This window comes from Aeromonas sp. FDAARGOS 1409, assembly GCF_019048705.1.
GTDB classification, from domain to species: domain Bacteria; phylum Pseudomonadota; class Gammaproteobacteria; order Enterobacterales; family Aeromonadaceae; genus Aeromonas; species Aeromonas sanarellii.
Map to the genome: position 1 here is coordinate 753177 of NZ_CP077395.1, position 14603 is coordinate 767779.

A 14603-nucleotide genomic window follows, 5' to 3' on the forward strand; every position below is an offset into this window, starting at 1 on the left:
GCCGAACCGGCCGATCACCCGCCACTGTCCATTCAGAGGGAGCCCGAGAGCTCCCCTTTTTCATCCATGACATGAGCACAATGTGAGTAATTCGAACGACACCACCTTCGCCGGCCGCATTCTGGACTGGTACCAGATCCACGGCCGCAAGACCCTGCCCTGGCAGCAGGACAAGACCCCCTACCGGGTCTGGATCTCCGAGATCATGCTGCAACAGACCCAGGTCGCCACGGTTATCCCGTATTATCAGCGCTTTATGGCCCGCTTCCCCGATGTGCTGGCACTGGCGGATGCCCCCATCGACGAGGTGCTGCACCACTGGACCGGGCTTGGCTACTACGCCCGCGCCCGCAACCTGCACAAGGCGGCCGTGCAGATCCGCGATCGGCACGGCGGCCTGTTCCCGGAGCGGCTGGAGGAGGTGATGGCGCTGCCCGGCATCGGTCGCTCCACCGCCGGGGCCGTGCTCTCCCTCTCCCTGGGCCAGCCCCACGCCATCCTGGACGGCAACGTGAAGCGGGTACTCACCCGCTGGCTGGCGCTGGCGGGCTGGCCCGGTCAGAAACAGGTGGAGAACGATCTGTGGGAGCTGGCGACCCGCCTCACCCCCAGGGTCGGGGTGGCCCAGTACAACCAGGCCATGATGGACATGGGAGCCACCGTCTGCACCCGCAGCAAGCCCGCCTGCGAACGCTGCCCGGTGCGGGACGATTGCCAGGGGCTGTCGCAGGGCAACCCCACCGCCTATCCCCACAGCAAGCCGAAGAAGAGCATCCCGGCCCGCAGCGGCATCATGCTGATCATCCGCCAGGGGGATCAGCTGCTGCTGGAGAAGCGCCCCCCCCAGGGGATCTGGGGCGGGCTCTACTGCTTCCCCCAGGTGGAATCCCTCGCCGAGGTGGCTGGGCGCCTGCAAGGCTTGGGGCTGGATGGCACCGACTATCGGGAGCTCGCTGGATTTCGCCACACTTTCAGTCACTTCCACCTCGATATCCGCCCTTTGCTGATCGAAATGGCTGCGCCGCCGCCCCCCATGCTCATGGAAGCGGATTCCCGACTCTGGTATAACTTACGCCATCCTGCCGAGGTGGGATTGGCGGCGGCCACGGCCCGCCTGCTCGCCTACCCGGACTTACACCCCGACTTGCAACCACAGAGGTCAACATGAGCCGTACCGTATTCTGCCTGCGCCTGAAAAAAGAGGCGCCGGGTCTCGATTTCCAACTCTACCCCGGTGAACTCGGCAAGCGGATCTTCGACAACATCAGCAAGGAAGCCTGGACCGAGTGGCAGAAGAAGCAGGTGATGCTGATCAACGAGAAGAAGCTGAACATGATGAACCTCGAGCACCGCCAGTTGCTGGAAAAAGAGATGGTCAGCTATCTGTTTGACGCGGGTGAAGTCCAGATCGACGGCTATACCCCGCCCAGCCAGTAAGCCGAGAGTGTGCCAAACGGTGGCACCTCTCCTGGCTCGAGCCAATCAGTGACGGGCGGCCCCACCGCCCGGTTTGAGGATCTTATGGGTCGATTTTTTGGGCTGCTGTGCGCCCTGCTGTTTCTCTCTGCCTGCTCATCCTCTCCCCAGAACGGCGGGAGCGACGATGATGATCTGGTCAACGGCAAGGACGTGCGCGGCTTTGAACACATGATCAGTGCGCTCTCCCACAACGTGAACGAGATATGGGGGCGGGAGGCGCTGTTCGCCGGCAAGTTCGACTACGTCAAGTACACGGATCAGTACAAGAGCCGGGCCCACATCGACTTCTCGGGTGGTCGCATCATGGTGGAGACGGTCTCCGGCCTAGACCCCCGTGCCCACCTGCGCCGTGCCATCATAGAGACCCTGCTGACCCCGGACGATCCGGCGGAAGTGGATCTCTATTCGGACAGGGAGATCATGCCCGGGGGCGAGCCCTTCCTCTATGGCCAGGTGCTGGACAACCAGGGGCAGCCGATCCGCTCCAGCTGGCGCGCGGAGCGCTATGCCGACTACCTGCTCGACACGGCGATGAAGAAGCGCACCCTGGGGATCCGCAACATCTTCTTCATCGACATCCCCATGGTGGCGAACCACGAGGACAGGCGGGGCTACAAGTACGCCAGCATCATCCGTGACGCCTCCCGCAAGTATGGGGTCGCCGAGAGCCTGATCTATGCGGTGATCAAGACGGAGAGCAGCTTCAACCCCTATGCGGTCAGCCATGCGAACGCCTATGGCCTGATGCAGGTGATACCGGCCACCGCCGGGCGGGATGTCTATGTGCGGGTCAAGGGGAAGAACGGACAGCCGACCCGGGAAGATCTGTTCAACCCGGCCTACAACATCGACGTGGGGACCGCCTATCTGCACCTGCTGCAGACCGTCTATCTGGCGGACATCCAGGATCCCCAGTCCCGCCGCTATGCGGTGATCTCCGCCTACAACGGCGGTGCCGGCGGGGTGCTCAACACCTTCTCCAGCAACCGCAAGGCCGCTCCGGACATGATCAACCGGCTCTCCCCCGAGGCAGTCTATCAGGTGCTGACCGAGCAGCATCCCAAGGCGGAGGCGCGCCGCTACCTCTACAAGGTCAACCAGGCCGAGAAGGGGTTCAAGCGAACCGTCGCCAGTCGGGCCGGCTGACGACGTCCAAAGAAAGAGGGGCGCTGATAGCGCCCCTCTTTCTGCTGACTGTTTGTCCCTCACTTGGCGATAAAGCCGCCCTTGCTCTGGAGAGCCGCCCCCACCTTCTCCAGGTGCTCCACCTCGACCTCGGTCTTGTTCCAGCTGTGGTCCACCTCGCCGCGCACGCGGATCAGATCGTCCGGACCCACTTCGGTGCCGCGCCACACATCCCCGTCCACTTCTACTTCCACTTCGCCGCTGTCATCGCGGAACATGTAGTTTTCACCGCCAAGATGCTTGACCAGCTTGCCTTCCAGGGTCACCCACTGGTCATCGGCCACGTCTTTCAACTGGGCGACCGAAACCTTGTTCTGCTCCTTGGGACCTGTGTAGGCCGCCATGGCGAAGGAAGAGACTGACATCAGTGCCACCAGGGCGATTGCCTTTGCTTTGTTCATTTCATGCTCCTGTCATTGGGGTATGCAGGCATCTTGCCCGGCTGTGCGTGAAACAAACGTGAAGCCTCCCCATCCAGGGGGGGCGATGTGACCGCAATCGCTTTAATGGCCCGAAGCGGCTGCAAACATGTATTCGAATGGATAGCTTCCTGCCTGGCCAAGCGGGTTCCCAGCCCGCGGCCATCGAGGAACAGCCCGCAGGCCTCGCCTGCCTTCAACCCATGAGAATACCCAGATGAACAAATGGCTTCTGTGTTTATTGGGGCTAGTCGCGCTGACGGCCCAGGCCACCGAGACACGTCCCCCCTTCTCCCGCATCGTGATGTTCGGCGACAGCCTCTCCGATACCGGCAAGATGTACGGCAAGATGCGGGGTTACCTCCCCTCCAGCCCGCCCTATTATCGGGGCCGCTTCTCCAACGGCCCCGTCTGGCTGGAGCAGCTGACCCAGCAGTTTCCCGGGCTGACCATCGCCAACGAAGCGGAGGGGGGAGCCACCGCCGTGGCCTACAACAAGATCTCCTGGAATCCCAAGTACCAGGTGATCAACAACCTGGACTACGAGATCACCCAGTTCCTGGAGAAGGACAGCTTCAAGCCGGACGATCTGGTGATCCTCTGGGTCGGCGCCAACGACTACCTGGCCTATGGCTGGAACACCGAGCAGGATGCCAGGCGAGTGCGCGACGCCATCAGTGACGCGGCCAACCGCATGGTGCTGGGTGACGCCAAGCAGATACTGCTGTTCAACCTGCCGGATCTCGGCCAGAACCCCTCGGCCCGCAGCCAGAAGGTGGTGGAGGCGGCCAGCCATGTCTCGGCCTACCACAACCAGCTGTTGCTGAACCTGGCTCGCCAGTTGGCGCCCACCGGCATGGTGAAGCTGTTCGAGATCGACAAGCAGTTCGCCGAGATGCTGCGCGAGCCGCAGAACTTCGGCCTGAGCGACACCGAGAACGCCTGCTATGGCGGCGGCTACGTGTGGAAACCATTCTCTTCCCGCAGCGCCACCACCGACAGCCGACTGGCCCCCTTCAGCGCGCAGGAGCGCCTCGCCATCGCCGGCAACCCCCTGCTGGCCCAGTCCGTTGCCTCCCCCATGGCGCGCCGCAGTGCGGGTGAGCTGAACTGCGAGGGCAAGATGTTCTGGGACCAGGTCCACCCCACCACAGTGGTGCACGCCGCCCTGAGCGAGCGGGCCGCCGCCTTCATCGAGCAGGAGTACGAGTTCATCCCCCGGTGATGCTCCTCTTATGCAGCAGGCCGACGTCCGTCGGCCTGTTTTGATCCCTTCATCGAGTGTTTAATGAACACCCCATATGACACCCGTCACAATTCGGATTCATACTACCCCCTCTCTCCCCGGACTCCCCTATGATGGGCATAGTTATCACAATATGTTTTATATCAGTTGCTTGTAGATAAAAGAAAACGAGCTACGTTTAAACATGTTGTGGCTGAACGCTGGCCCAACCCATGAGGCGAGGCGACACGGATCCGTCCTCCCCACCAACAAGATTGCAGAGGCATCTATGAACAAAACACTGATTACCTTGCTGGTTTCAGGCCTGCTTGCGGCCAATGCCCAGGCTGCCGGACAAGACAACACCTGGTATGGCGGTGCCAAGCTGGGTTGGTCCAACTTCTACGGTGTCGATGAGAGCAACACCATCGCCACCACCGACAAAGACGACGACGAAGTCGGTGCCGGCGCCTTCGCCGGTTACCAGATCAACCAGAACCTGGGGATCGAGCTCGGTTACGACTACCTGGGCAAGCTCAAGTACAGCGGTACCCGCAATGCCGCAGCCTTCAATGACTCTGTCGAGGCCCAACTGGCCCAACTGACCCTGAAGCTCGGCTTCCCGGTGGCGGACAACCTGGATCTCTACGGTCGCCTCGGTGGCGGTTACGGCTGGACCAGCAGCGATGAGCTGGACAACGACAGCCGCGCTGTCTTCGTCGGTGCGCTGGGCGCAGAATACGCCCTGAATCTGGACTGGGCAGCCCGCCTCGAATACCAGTACAGCACCCCGTACGGCAGCCGGGAAGATACCGGTCTGCGCATGGACAACGGCCTGCTCTCCCTGGCCGCCGTCTATCGCTTCGGCCAGGTCGCCCCAGTCGTGCCGGCCCCCGCCCCGGCTCCGGCCCCCGAGCCCGTGGTGGTCGACAAGCAGTTCACCCTGAGTTCGGACGTGCTGTTTGACTTCAACAAGGCCACCCTCAAGCCGGAAGCCGGCCAGGCACTGGATACCCTCTACAGCCAGATCGAGGAAGCCAGACCCAAGGATGGCTCGGCCACCGTCATCGGCTATACCGACCGCATCGGTTCCGATGCCTACAACCAGAAGCTCTCCGAGCAGCGCGCCCAGACCGTTGCCGATTACCTGATTGGCAAGGGGCTGCCTGCCGGCAAGGTCAATGTGGAGGGGCAGGGCAAGAACTCCCCCGTCACGGGCGACAGCTGCACCAGCAAGTCCAAGCGTGAGCTGATCGTCTGCCTGGCCCCGGATCGCCGGGTGGAGGTCAAGGTACAAGGGGTCTCCGAGGTGCAGCAGTAACCTCGTCGGCTCTACAGCCCATGACAAGACGGGAGGCCAAGGCCTCCCGTTTTTCATGCCAACTTCTCAGCTGGTCTTGCGCACTTCCGCCGCTATCTGATCGAGCAGTTGCTGCCAGCCCTGTCCCAGCGCGTCGACCAGGGCCCCATAGCCATCGGCCGGCAGGACGTGCTCCTGCTGGAAGGGCACGTCCCGCAGCACGATCCCCTCCTCCGTCAGCAGGCGCCAGCGGCCGCTCAGCAGGGCCCGGCCATCGTGCCGTCCCTGGAAGTGCTCGACCGAGATGGTCAGCACAGGCCCCTTGCGGGCCCCGTCCTGACGCACCACCCAGCCCGGCAAGCGGCTGGAAAGGCCGTTGAGGGTCAGCTGGTTCAACTGGGCATCGAGGGAGCCCGCCCAGCGATGGTACTCGGCGAAGTGCAGCTCATTGCCTTCCAGCTGGTAGACCAGGCTCATCCGGTCGAGCTGGCCGGAGAGGGCCACGGGCCGCAGCACCAACTGGTGCTGCGGCTGCGCCATGACGCCGGCCGGCTGCGGGCTGTCGGCATCGAGGGAATAGTAATGCAGCGTCGGGGCGGCGCTGCACCCCGCCAGCAGGCCCAGCAAGGCCAGGGCCATCATCCGTTTTTTCATTGTGTTCCTCGCTTGGGCTCAGGATCCCTGGGGCGGGATCTGTCGAAGATCAGCGAACTCGGCTGCTCGTTCAACGAATGCACCAGGGGTTGCAACTCGCTCATCAGCTGGTTGAGGGACTGCACAGACTGACGCAGCTCCTGATTGGTCTGGGAGCCGGCATCATAGGTCTGCAGCGTCTCCTGCAACTGCTTGAGGCTCTGGTTGAGGGACGTTGGCAGTTGCTGGGTCGATGGCTGGCCGGTGAACTGCTCCAGATTCGCGCTCACAGCCCTGATGTGCTTGAGTGTCTTGTCCAGGGTCGCCAGGGTGCTGTTGACTTGTGTGAGGGTGGTCGCCATATCCATGTCGACAAACTTGTCGAGGATCTGATTCACCTTGCGCTCGATCTGATCCAGCCCCGCCTGCACGGTCGGGAAGACCTGGTAGCCCGCCAGCTTAATGGGGTGGTAGGCGGGGGCATCCGGATAGAAGTTCAGATCCACCACCTTGCCCCCGGTCAGCAGGCTGGAGGTCTTGAGGCTGGCCCTCAGCCCCTCCTTGAACTGCTTGCCAAAGAGAGTTCTCCATTGCTCTTTTTCCGCATTGGCGTAGCGATGAGAAATTCGCTGCACCTCGATGCGCGCCAGCACCGGGATCTGCCGGCTCTGGAACATCTGCGCGGCTTTGTCATCAATGGGGTAGGGCGCCGAGATGACGGTACCGACCCGGATGCCGCGATATTCCACCGCCGCCCCTGGGTGCAAGCCACCCACGCTGTCCTCGAACAGGAAGACGTATTCGATGAACTGATCCAGGCTACCGGCCAGCACGCTCGCCTCGTCCTTGAACAGCACAAACTCCTCGTTCTGCTTGACCGGTTCACCCGGCAGCCAGCCGGGGGGCAGCCCCATGGTGATGCCGCCGTTGATCAGGCTCTCGAGCGAATCCATCTTGACCTTCATCCCCTCGCTGCTCATGGAGACCTCGAAGCCCGGAGTCAGCCAGAAGCGGGAGTTGCTGCTCACCAGGATGTCGTAGGGGGCGTTGATGAAGAGCTTGTACTCCATCTCGCTCTTCTCGGGCAGGAAGTTGGCCTCCTCCACCTGGCCTATGGTGAACCCCTGGTAGCTGATGGGAGACCCCACCCCCAGCGCATTCGCGTCGCGACTGGACAGGGAGAGGCGCAGCCCCTTTGCATCCAGGGAAGCCAGGGGCGGTCTGTCCAGCATGGCGTATTCGCTGCGGGCCCGGCCTTTCTTGCCGGGAGATAGCTCGATATAGGCCCCGGAGAGCAAAGTGCCCAGGCCCGAGACGCCCTCACGCCCGACCCTGGGCTTGACCACCCAGAACTGGCTGTCCTTCTTCAGCATGCCGGCGGCGGCATTGGTCAACCGCGCCTTGAGCACCGCGTGGCTGTAGTCTTCGCTGAGCTCCACCGTCTCGATGCGACCCACCTCCACCTCCCGGGAGCGGATCACCGTCTTGCCCGCGACTATGCCCTCGGCGGTGGCCACGGTCAGGGTGAAGCTGGGGCCCTGGGAATACCAGTGCTGGAACAGCATCCAGGCTCCGATGAACAGCGCCAGCAGCGGCACCATCCAGATAGCGGCGGCCGAGCTCATGAAATCAGAGCCCGGTTTCCACCTCGTCTTACGCTCACTCACGTTCGCGTTCTCCTTGTTGTAAATCCCAGATCAGGCGGGAATCGAAACTCATGGCGGCCACCATGGTGATCAGCACGACCCCGGCAAAAGCGACGGCCGCGGGGCCAGGATAGATGGTCATCAGATTGTCCAGCCGGATGAGGCCGGCCAGTATGGCCACCACGAAGACGTCGATCATCGACCAGCGCCCCACAAATTCGGTCATGCGATAGAGCTTGAGCTTGCGCAGCGGCGAGGCCCCCTGGCCGCGCTGCACCACGTAGCAGAGCCACAGCAGCGCCAGTATCTTCACCAGGGGGACCACCACGCTGGCAAAGAAGATGACGGCGGCGATGGGGTAGGAGCCCATGGCCCACAGCAGCACCACGCCCCCCATGATGGTCGAGGGGCTGTCATCCCCCAGGAACACGGTGTCCATGATGGGATAGAGGTTGGCGGGAACATAGAGGATCACCGAGGTGATGAGCAGTGCCCAGGTGCGATTCAGGCCGCCCGGCTTGCGGCTGTGCAGATGATCGCCGCAGCGTGCGCAACTGTGGGCATCCCCCTCGTTCAGGGCACCGCAGATGTGGCAGCCCACCAGCCCGCAGGACAGGGCGCTGGCCTCGGGATCCACCTCTCTGGCGGCGGTCGGCCCGAACAGCCGCTGCCACAGCCACATCCGATCCAGGGAGGAGATCATCTTGATGAGCAGCAGGGTGTAGCCGACGAAGGCCCAGAACGACAGCCCCATCTTGATGTCGGCCATGCCCATCAGCTTGACCAGGGAGATGAGCACCCCGATGAGGAAGACATCCACCATCAGCCAGGGCTTGATCCGGCACAGCAGGCGGCCGAGGGAGCGCAGGGCATTGCTGTGCAGATCCTTGTCGAGGCGCCACAGCACCAGCATGATGGAGCCGATATAGACCAGCGGCAGGCCGATCAGGGTCAGACTCAGCACGGCCCCCAGAAACAGGTAGCCCTGATCCACCAGGGTGGTGATGCACTGCAGGAAGGTCATCTCCTGCCCCACCCCGTGGGAAGAAAACGACATGAAGGTGAAGACGTTGGAGAACGCAAACATGATCAGGGCGGCGAAACCATAGGCGATGGGCTTGCGCTCCTGCTCCGGCAGGTGCCGGCTCAGGACATGGCCGCAGCGGGGACAGTCGCTCGCCTCCCCCACCGCAAGCGGTGTCGCGGGCACCAGCAGATCACACTCTTCGCATGCCGTCGCGTCATGGGTATAGATGGTTGGATGTTGGTGTGAAACCGGATGCAAGATAAGACCCCAGCATGAGGCCCGCCACGGGGCCAGAGCCGCCAATTATTACAGCAGCGGCCCGTGCCCACCAGCCCTGTCGTTGCACCATCCGGGCAGGGGGTGAGAATGACTTTGACAAGGCAGTGGCCATTTAGCACAATCAAACGCCACTTTTTTTCCGCGGGACAATAATTTATGACAACTGAATCCCCCAGCTACTCCACCATTGAGCAGGCCTTCTCCCTCGGGAACGGGCAAGATTCTGCCCTCAACTGGCTGCGCAAGAACCGCAGTCAGGTCGCCATCTTCCTGGTGAGCGGCATCAAACTGGAGGGGACCATCAGCGGCTTCGACCAGTACAGCGTGCTGCTGACCGACGCCCACGGCAACCAGCAGCTGGTTTACAAGGCCAAGATCTCCACCATCGCCATGCACTCGGGTCGTCCCGCCGTCAGCATCCAGCGCGCCCGCAAGCCGCGCGTCTCCATGGCTCCGCGTCCCCACGGCGCACCTGGCCGTTACGACGACAATCAGGGTGGCAGCAGCGAGCAGTAAGGCTCGCCCTTCCCTCACCCCGAGGGTGTTGCTGCGTCAGCCGGTGACACCTGCCGATCCCCACTCTCATGTTTTGCCTGTCCCGTATGAGAGTGGGTCTTCTCTTTGGCTTAGACGCTCCCGACCGATACGCCCGGCTCAGTAAGTCAACCCGACCGGTTTTCCCTCTCTGACCATGCAGACCTGCATGCCCGCGGCCCGACCGGCCTGTGCCCCTATGCCCGTATCCTCGAACACCAGGCACTGGCCAGGCTCCACCCCCAAACGGTGCGCCACCAGCAGGAAGGTATCCGGATGAGGTTTGTGCAGCTCGACGTCATCGGCGGTGACCACTACGGGGAAGTAGCGATCCAGCCCGGTATTGCGCAGCACCGCCTCGGCATTGACGCGGGGGGAACCGGTCCCTATCCCCATGGGGATCAGGCCGTGATAGCGTTCCACCAGATCCAGCATGGCCGGGAAGGGGGTCGCCTTGTGCAGGTTGGCGACGTAGTGCTCCGTCTTGCAGCGGGTCACCACCAGGGGATCCAGCGCGATCTGCTGCACCTCGGCCACCAGCAGGGCTATCTTGCGGCTGGGCATGCCCCCCAGTTCATAAAACCAGTCGGCATCGAACCGAAAACCAAACTCGCGGGCGGTGTGCTCCCAGGCGGCCAGGTGCAACGGCATGGAGTCCACCAGGGTGCCGTCGAGGTCGAAAACCAGGCCTTGAAATCCGGATAGGGTCATGGTGCAGGGTCTGTCTCTGTGAAAATGGGCCCCCATTCTAGCCAGAGCTGGGACGCATCGCCATGTGCCGGATGGCGAGAAACGCTTGCCTCCACATTAATCCCGATCGGCTGCGTCGGAGACAGAAGCCTCAGCGGTAAGCCAGGGTGCAGGCCCGCCCTTGGGACTTGGCGTGATAAAGCGCCTGATCCGCCTGCTCGGTCAGGGTTTGCCACCCCTTGTCCGCCGAAGGGACGAGGTAGCTGAAGCCGATGCTGACCGTGAGCCGCTGTGCCACCCGGGAGGCCGGATGGGGGATCTGCAACGCTTCCAGCCCCTGGTGGATCTGCTCCGCCAGCCGCTCCGCCTCCCCGGGTTGCGGGGCACACAGCAGGATCACGAACTCCTCCCCGCCATAGCGGGCCACCAGGTTGGTGCGCCGCCGCTCCGTCTCCTGCAGCAGGGCCGCAACCCGTTGCAGGCACTGATCCCCCTTGCCGTGGCCGAAGTGATCGTTGTAGGACTTGAACTCGTCCACGTCGATCATCAGCACCGCCAAGACCCCCTGATGGCGGCGCGCCCGCTCCCACTCCCGCTCCATGGTGATGTCCCACTGGCGGCGGTTGGCGATCCCGGTCAGGGGATCCTCCAGCGACAGCAGGGAGAGGCGGCGATTGGCCTCTTCCAGCGCCCGATTGGTGTCGGCCAGCTGCCGGGTCCGCTCCTGCACCCGCTGCTCCAGCTCGCGGTTGAAGCGCTCGAGCGCCGACTGGGTGCGCTGGCGGATCAACAGTTGGGAGAGCATGGCCGCATACTGCTTGAAGATCTCGCTCTGATACGCCTTGAGCGGGCGGCGCCAGAGCAGGTTGTCGGCGGCGATCCAGCCCATGGGTGTGCTCCCGTCCCACAGGGAGACCATGGCATTCCAGCCGCGCCCCACCTCCTGCTTCTCGTAGTAGAGCGGCGTGTCCTCCAGCACCAGCACATAGTCCTTGCGCCGCAGCGCCTCCTGCACCATGGGGTGATCCGGTATGGGGCTGATGAAGTGGCGCTCGTCGATGAGCTCCCCCGCCTCGTTGGTGCCCCAGGTGCCGTGCATGGTCTTGACGTCGCCATCCGTCAGGAAGATGGCGACGCGGTCGAATTGCAGGTCCTGGCGGGCCAGCGCCACGGCGTCGTGCAGCAGGCGATCCTCGCTGTCGCAGCGGGCGAGCTTGACGCCCACCTGGTGCAACGCCTGCAACATGCTGAGGAAGGAGTCCTGCAGGGCCTGGCTGCGCACGAGATCGGCCTGGGTATGGAGCCGCTGATCCCGCTCCAGATCCACCTGGCCCGCGAGTCGCCGGCTCTCCAGCTCGGCGGCGAGGTAGTGCATCAGCAGCTGGATGCTCTGTTGCTGGCGCCTGGGCAGGCGATCGAGGCGACGCCGGGTCTCCAGATAGACCACGGCCTCCAGCCCCTTGTGACGCTTGAGGGGGAAGCAGGCACGCAGGCGTGGTATCTCCGGCTCGACGCTCTCCCAGATGGCATGGGTAGGCGCGATCGGTTCCACCAGCAACTGACCGAGTTCGAGGGAACGTGCGATGAAGAGCATGGGCAGCTCGAGGGAGCCAAGGAGGTCGGCGTTCAGGCAGAGCAGCCCTTGCTCGGGACGATAGTGATAGAGCTGGGGCGTCGGTGCCCGCAACCACAGATAGATCTGTTCGGCCTCGGTCTTTTCTCTGACCGCAGACAGCGTCACTTCACAGAGGTGTTCAAAACTGGTGAAGTGCTCGGGATCCCATTCTTCCATGCCGACTCATCCTTGATTGTATCCAAGCGAGTATATCGACAAAGCCCGGTCATTCATTGACCGGGCGATCAAAAGCGAGATCCAGAGCCCAGTTTTTACAACAGATCCAATGCCTGCATGGCGGCGCGGATCCGCTCGCGGGTAGCTTCCGACAACGGCATCACCGGCAGACGGCACTCTTCGCTGCAGAACCCGAGCAGGGAGACTGCGTACTTGGCGCCCGCCGGGCTCGGCTCGGCGAACATGGCCTGGTGCAGCGGGATCAGCCTGTCCTGCAGCTCCCGGGCGGCCTGCCACTCGCCGGCCAGGGTCAGGTTCTGCACCTCGGCCACCAGCTTGGGGGCCACGTTGGCGGTCACCGAGATGCAGCCTTGGCCGCCACCTATGTTGTAGGCCACGGCGGTGGCATCTTCGCCGGAGAGCCAGGCGAACGGCTTCTTGATGAGCTGGCGCTCAACCCAGGGGCGGGCCAGATCGCCGGTGGCGTCCTTCACCCCGGCGATGCGCGGCAGTTCGGCCAGGCGCGCCAGGGTCGCCGGCTGCACGTCGACGATGGCCCGCGGCGGGATGTTGTAGACGATGATGGGCTTGGTGGTGGCATCATGCACCGCCTTGAAGTGGTGGTAGAGCCCCTCCTGATTCGGGCGGTTGTAGTAACCCGCCACGTGCAGGGTGGCATCCGCCCCGGCCTGCTCGGCGTAGCGGGTGTACTCGATGGCCTCGACCGGGTTGTTGGACCCGGCCCCTGCGATGACGGGAATGCGCCCTGCCACCAGCTTGACCACCAGCTCCACCACCCGGCAGTGCTCGTCGTGGGTCAGGGTCGGGCTCTCCCCCGTGGTGCCGACCGGCACTATGCCATGGGTCCCCTGCGCTATGTGCCACTCCACCAAGCGAGTCAGTGCGGCCTCGTCCAGCTGGCCCTGTCGGAATGGGGTGATCAGGGCGACTATCGAACCTTGAAACATGGGATTTCCTTCTCCTACACAGATGAAATGGTCAATAAAAAGCCCCGGTACGGGGGTCGCTACCGGGGCTTGAATCGTCTCAGGGATGAGAGGTTACGCGCGCACGCCAGCAGGCCCGAATGTCAGGCTGTGTTTGTGCTTTCGTTTCGATACGCATGACCGCATTGCATCATCCCCGGGTAAATAAGGCGTCTGGGCATATTTCGGGAACACGGCATAAATGTCAAGGCGAAAGCGGCCATGTATAATGGCCGCCCAAAAATGCGTGGAGAGACCCAATGAGCCGCCCTGCCGGAGCCATCAGCCAGAAAAACAGTGCCGTCAGCCAGATGCTGGAACGTAACCAAGCCCTCTTTGTCGGCAAGCGGCTCCTGGTGTGCGGCGCCCTGGAGGACGATTACCCCCGCCAACTGGCCGAACTGGCCCACTCGCTCACTGTCTTTACCACAGATTACTGCTATTACCGCAGCCAGCAGGTCGCGCTGGGGGATGCCATTCTGTTCGACCACCAGCTCGGCGGCGCCCCCCGCTTCGATGCCCTGCTGCTGCTGATGCCCAAGGCCAAGGCCGAGGCGCAATATCTGCTGGCCATGATGACGCCGCTGCTCGAAAGCGGAGCCGACCTGTTCCTCGCCGGCGAGAACCGCGGCGGCATCAACGGTGCCGACAAGCTGCTGGCCCCCTATGGCGAGCCGCCGATCAAGCGGGACTCGGCGCGCCGCTGCTCCCTCTATCACGGTGAACTGAGCAAGCCGGTGGCCCCCTTCGAGCTGGACGCCTGGTTCAGCCGCTACGAGTGCCGGGCCGGCGACACCGGGCTGACCGTCATGGCTCTACCCGGGGTCTTCAGCGCCGACGGCCTGGATCTCGGCAGCCAGATGCTGCTGGCGAGCCTGCCCCCCATGCAGGGCAAACTGCTGGACTTCGGTTGCGGCGCCGGGGTCATCGGCTCCGTGCTGGCCAAGCGCAATCCGGCCCTGGCCGTGACCATGGTGGACATCAATGCCCTGGCGCTGGAATCGAGTCGCCGCACCCTGGCGGTCAACGGCCTGAACGGCCGGGTCCATGCCTCCGACGTTTACTCCGATATTGCCGAAACATTCCAACATATCGTCTCCAATCCCCCCTTCCACGCCGGGCTCAAGACCTTCTACGCCGCCACCGAAACCTTCCTGGCAAAGGCCCCCGCATTCCTGACCCGCGATGGCGACCTGACCATAGTTGCCAACGCCTTCCTGCGATACCAGCCTATACTGGATGCGCACTTCAAACAGACCGAGGTGATCGCGGGTGATGCCAAATTCAAGGTGTATCTGAGCAAAGCCTAAATAAGTGCAACGGTTGTAATAAAACAAGTAGAGAGTGCCAGACGGGATCTGCTAAGGTACCAAGAAAACGTTTACCACCCCTTTTGGGGTGTTTTTTT

General features: G+C 63.0%; 14 protein-coding genes. 7 read left to right on the forward strand and 7 right to left on the reverse strand.

The genetic code is table 11. The annotated features are described in order from the left end of the window. Window positions 1–82: 82 nt before the first annotated feature. The 3 genes from mutY to mltC all read left to right on the forward strand — a co-directional run bounded on the left by mutY (window position 83) and on the right by mltC (window position 2625). Window positions 83–1168 (forward strand): A/G-specific adenine glycosylase, encoded by a 1086-nt coding sequence (gene mutY / locus I6L39_RS03520; RefSeq protein WP_216991044.1) that lies wholly within the window; start codon window positions 83–85, stop codon window positions 1166–1168. After that, on the forward strand, window positions 1165–1437 hold the full coding sequence (locus tag I6L39_RS03525; protein WP_010675742.1) for an oxidative damage protection protein: 273 nt from the start codon (window positions 1165–1167) through the stop codon (window positions 1435–1437). The genes mutY and I6L39_RS03525 overlap by 4 nt, the downstream gene beginning before the upstream one ends. 84 nt (window positions 1438–1521) lie before the next feature. Then, window positions 1522–2625, forward strand: coding sequence for a membrane-bound lytic murein transglycosylase MltC (gene mltC, locus I6L39_RS03530; protein WP_042075942.1), 1104 nt, complete (start codon window positions 1522–1524; stop codon window positions 2623–2625). A gap of 59 nt (window positions 2626–2684) precedes the next feature. On the opposite strand, the gene I6L39_RS03535 is transcribed toward mltC, so the two are convergent. Then, a complete protein-coding gene (locus I6L39_RS03535; RefSeq protein ID WP_216991045.1) occupies window positions 2685–3065 on the reverse strand; it encodes a YgiW/YdeI family stress tolerance OB fold protein in 381 nt (126 codons plus the stop codon). Between the two features lie 235 nt (window positions 3066–3300). Here I6L39_RS03535 and I6L39_RS03540 point away from each other — a divergent pair, with 235 nt between their 5' ends. Both I6L39_RS03540 and ompA read left to right on the forward strand, forming a co-directional pair. Further along, window positions 3301–4308: an SGNH/GDSL hydrolase family protein gene (locus I6L39_RS03540; RefSeq protein WP_216991046.1), complete on the forward strand. Its 1008-nt coding sequence runs from the start codon at window positions 3301–3303 to the stop codon at window positions 4306–4308. A 289-nt stretch (window positions 4309–4597) separates the two neighbouring features. Then, a complete protein-coding gene (gene ompA / locus I6L39_RS03545; RefSeq protein WP_042075948.1) occupies window positions 4598–5629 on the forward strand; it encodes a porin OmpA in 1032 nt (343 codons plus the stop codon). Window positions 5630–5695: 66 nt separating this feature from the next. On the opposite strand, the gene I6L39_RS03550 is transcribed toward ompA, so the two are convergent. The 3 genes from I6L39_RS03550 to I6L39_RS03560 are packed head-to-tail and all read right to left on the reverse strand — an operon-like array spanning window position 5696 to window position 9172. Beyond that, entirely contained in the window at window positions 5696–6262 is a 567-nt protein-coding gene (locus tag I6L39_RS03550) for a membrane integrity-associated transporter subunit PqiC (RefSeq protein ID WP_216991047.1), read from the reverse strand. After that, on the reverse strand, window positions 6259–7908 hold the full coding sequence (gene pqiB / locus I6L39_RS03555) for an intermembrane transport protein PqiB (protein ID WP_216991048.1): 1650 nt from the start codon (window positions 7906–7908) through the stop codon (window positions 6259–6261). The genes I6L39_RS03550 and pqiB overlap by 4 nt, the downstream gene beginning before the upstream one ends. After that, window positions 7901–9172 (reverse strand): paraquat-inducible protein A, encoded by a 1272-nt coding sequence (locus I6L39_RS03560; protein WP_209793988.1) that lies wholly within the window; start codon window positions 9170–9172, stop codon window positions 7901–7903. The genes pqiB and I6L39_RS03560 overlap by 8 nt, the downstream gene beginning before the upstream one ends. 177 nt (window positions 9173–9349) lie before the next feature. Here I6L39_RS03560 and hfq point away from each other — a divergent pair, with 177 nt between their 5' ends. Next, the gene (gene hfq, locus I6L39_RS03565; protein ID WP_033128946.1) at window positions 9350–9709 is read left to right on the forward strand and encodes an RNA chaperone Hfq; all 360 of its coding nucleotides are present in this window, start codon (window positions 9350–9352) and stop codon (window positions 9707–9709) included. A 138-nt stretch (window positions 9710–9847) separates the two neighbouring features. On the opposite strand, the gene I6L39_RS03570 is transcribed toward hfq, so the two are convergent. The 3 genes from I6L39_RS03570 to dapA all read right to left on the reverse strand — a co-directional run bounded on the left by I6L39_RS03570 (window position 9848) and on the right by dapA (window position 13177). After that, entirely contained in the window at window positions 9848–10438 is a 591-nt protein-coding gene (locus I6L39_RS03570; RefSeq protein ID WP_216991049.1) for an HAD family phosphatase, read from the reverse strand. Window positions 10439–10568: 130 nt separating this feature from the next. After that, a complete protein-coding gene (locus tag I6L39_RS03575; protein WP_216991050.1) occupies window positions 10569–12209 on the reverse strand; it encodes a diguanylate cyclase in 1641 nt (546 codons plus the stop codon). Between the two features lie 95 nt (window positions 12210–12304). Continuing rightward, window positions 12305–13177 carry a 4-hydroxy-tetrahydrodipicolinate synthase gene (gene dapA, locus I6L39_RS03580; RefSeq protein WP_216991051.1) on the reverse strand — a complete coding sequence of 291 codons (873 nt, stop codon included), beginning with the start codon at window positions 13175–13177 and terminating at the stop codon, window positions 12305–12307. Window positions 13178–13476: 299 nt separating this feature from the next. Here dapA and rsmC point away from each other — a divergent pair, with 299 nt between their 5' ends. Continuing rightward, the gene (rsmC, locus tag I6L39_RS03585) at window positions 13477–14505 is read left to right on the forward strand and encodes a 16S rRNA (guanine(1207)-N(2))-methyltransferase RsmC (protein ID WP_216991746.1); all 1029 of its coding nucleotides are present in this window, start codon (window positions 13477–13479) and stop codon (window positions 14503–14505) included. Window positions 14506–14603: the final 98 nt, after the last annotated feature.

Coding starts and splice junctions, on each gene's coding strand:
- I6L39_RS03535 (WP_216991045.1), bottom strand. CDS start 3,065: ATGAACAAAGCAAAGGCAATCGCCCTGGTGGCACTGATGTCAGTCTCT.
- I6L39_RS03575 (WP_216991050.1), bottom strand. CDS start 12,209: ATGGAAGAATGGGATCCCGAGCACTTCACCAGTTTTGAACACCTCTGT.
- I6L39_RS03525 (WP_010675742.1), top strand. CDS start 1,165: ATGAGCCGTACCGTATTCTGCCTGCGCCTGAAAAAAGAGGCGCCGGGT.
- dapA (WP_216991051.1), bottom strand. CDS start 13,177: ATGTTTCAAGGTTCGATAGTCGCCCTGATCACCCCATTCCGACAGGGC.
- I6L39_RS03540 (WP_216991046.1), top strand. CDS start 3,301: ATGAACAAATGGCTTCTGTGTTTATTGGGGCTAGTCGCGCTGACGGCC.
- ompA (WP_042075948.1), top strand. CDS start 4,598: ATGAACAAAACACTGATTACCTTGCTGGTTTCAGGCCTGCTTGCGGCC.
- I6L39_RS03570 (WP_216991049.1), bottom strand. CDS start 10,438: ATGACCCTATCCGGATTTCAAGGCCTGGTTTTCGACCTCGACGGCACC.
- mltC (WP_042075942.1), top strand. CDS start 1,522: ATGGGTCGATTTTTTGGGCTGCTGTGCGCCCTGCTGTTTCTCTCTGCC.
- I6L39_RS03550 (WP_216991047.1), bottom strand. CDS start 6,262: ATGAAAAAACGGATGATGGCCCTGGCCTTGCTGGGCCTGCTGGCGGGG.
- hfq (WP_033128946.1), top strand. CDS start 9,350: ATGACAACTGAATCCCCCAGCTACTCCACCATTGAGCAGGCCTTCTCC.